Raw genomic sequence first — 2,348 nt, 5'->3', positions numbered from 1 at the left:
GTTTATAATGTCTAAAATAATTCGACTTAAAATGATTAAATTTTTTTATAAATATTGTTTATATATTCATAAAGGAAAACTCCATTTTAATCAATCTTGTAACAAGAAGCATAAGACGGCCGTTTTGGTCAACTTATGCTTCCAACTGCGGCCAACTTATAGGTAAAGTGACAAATCTTTTGACAAAATGGAGTTTTTTTATTTGTTGTTAGATAAGGATAGGAGGATATTTTTTAATCCATCTTTATTTTAAAGCTACACCGAATCCTTAAGTTGATGGATGTGGGGTACCGCCACATGCCCATCAAGCTAACCAAGTAAATTACTAGGTACGAAATGATCCTTGTTTCAAAACTAGCAAGTGATAAAAAAGTAGGCATGCTAAAGAAGCCTATTAAAACGCGATTTTTTCGCTAGGAAGCTTGTCTATGCTTCAATGTTGTTTTATACACAATCCCTAGAATATCAAAGACGGTCATCTTCTTATGCCTATGACATTTACGATCGTTCTTTTTGAGCAGTTGATAAAGGCGATGCAGAATCTTTAAAAGTTCTTCTGTACCAAAAGCTATCGCCTGAAACAGTAACGGAAAGTAATCTTTAATTATATAAATCGCTTTGTATTCACTCAGTTCCTGGTTTTTCTTTTCAAGCAGAAACTGACGCATTTGAAACATCGTAGAAGAACAGAGGAGAATGCTGATGAGTTGTCCATATAAATGGCACTCTAGGCGTTCTCTTTTTATATTTTTGCATTCATCAATTTCAAAGAATGACTTTCCACGTTTTAAATAAAATTTCAATCTGCCAACGCAGTGAATATAATGAATGCACGTAGTTTGTCGGTACTTCTTCTAGCGACGTATTCGTGATATACACATTTATGCCCATTAAACGTTTACTTTTATCCTTCATGACAATGCCTTTCTTCTTTTCACGTATCGCTTGATTTTTCAGACGTGTTTGTGTTTGATCATCAGTTAAACGATGGATAATGACACGTGCTGGAAGTTTCTGATTTTGGCCAATGTATGCCTCGTGGATTTCCATCGTTTCACCAGGGATTAGGCCAGACAGCATTTGTGTCATATCGAGTTGGATGTATTCTGTTTGCTTTTTTAACATGCCGTTGTTGAAGTATTCTGGCTCGGGGTTCTTGATATAAATCCGTGTATTCAGCTTCAACCGCGAGATGTAGTAAGCTCCTTTATCATGAATAGTTTGTAAGTCTCCTAAATCGAAGTAACCAAGATCACGTAAACACAAATCGCCCACCTCTACGGCTTCAAGGCAGTTGGTACCGTATGTTTTATCATTATTCTTTCCTGGTCCAAGCTGCACGTTAAGGAATTGATCAGGCAGTTGAAACACTGTTGCATCTAGAATACGAATACGATTGAAAGTAGAGATTATATGTGCAGAAAGTGAGTGATTTGAACAGAGTTTTTGTGTGAGAAGAGAAGTAAAGACTTCTCGAAGAAATGCGACAGCTGTTGGATTAAAGCGTTGATTCAGTCCTTCTGGACTTATGAGTGTAGCTGTATTTGCATAAAGCTGACTACATAATCGAGTAAGAGAATCGCTTGCTACGTGTTGACTAATCCAAATACATAAAGCATACTTACTTTTACGTTTTACGAAACCCTTCTCTTGTGCGAGCAGTTGAAGGGTACTTGGAGATAGAAATCGCTGTAGTTCTTCAGCGAATAAATGAAACTCATCTTGAATCGATAGAGTCATACAAAACGCCATCCTTTCTGTATTTTTTTACAAAAAGAATAGCTTTTTTTTCGCTTTATAAATACAATTTCTTTTTCAGTAAAAAATGACAAGGTGTAAATAAATCCTCAAGATAAAAGATCACCCGCTAATTTTAGCGGATGATCTTTTATCTTCCTCGGTGTTTTGCTTTCCGTTTTTGGATTTTCATTTGTCGTTTTTTTTCTTGTAATTCCTCTTTCTTTTGACGCGTAATACATTGTTTCATTTTCTTTTTTTGTTCTAATTCTATTCTCAACACTTCATAGGATTTGTTAGAAACTCCTTGATTTTTCATTTCCTTGGCTGCTAACCTTATCAATCTTTTGGGACTAATAGTCTTATTTTTTCTTTTATCAATAGAGTTTTTAACACCTGATGTACCCTGTAATAGCGGAATCATATCATGAAATATAAAATCTAGTATTTCACTATCTTTTGGTTCAGAACCAAAAGTATGTTTACATACCTTCAATTTGTTGTTTTCATACATTTCTACAATTCCAATCCAAAACTGTCCATCAAAATAAATTGTAAGTTTCATTGAGAATCCCCCTTGTTTAATACATGAGTGATGGACATCCCAGGGG

1 protein-coding gene and 1 pseudogene are annotated in these 2,348 nt (G+C 35.0%); both read right to left on the bottom strand.

All coding sequences use genetic code 11. The features are described 5' to 3' along the window. Window positions 1-413: 413 nt before the first annotated feature. A pseudogene (locus ABWK52_RS15975) lies at window positions 414-1,740 on the bottom strand (IS4 family transposase). A 148-nt stretch (window positions 1,741-1,888) separates the two neighbouring features. After that, window positions 1,889-2,302 (bottom strand): YjdF family protein, encoded by a 414-nt coding sequence (locus ABWK52_RS15970; protein ID WP_097842642.1) that lies wholly within the window; start codon window positions 2,300-2,302, stop codon window positions 1,889-1,891. Between the last annotated feature and the right edge of the window lie 46 nt (window positions 2,303-2,348).

It is taken from the genome of Bacillus sp. AP50, assembly GCF_040492675.1.
In the GTDB taxonomy this organism is placed as follows: domain Bacteria; phylum Bacillota; class Bacilli; order Bacillales; family Bacillaceae_G; genus Bacillus_A; species Bacillus_A cereus.
Note: the sequence above shows the minus strand (reverse complement) of the source record. Positions and strands in the feature narration are given on the sequence as shown.

Bases quoted from the DNA above. Each gene is read 5' to 3' on its own strand.
- ABWK52_RS15970 (WP_097842642.1), bottom strand. From the start codon at position 2,302: ATGAAACTTACAATTTATTTTGATGGACAGTTTTGGATTGGAATTGTA.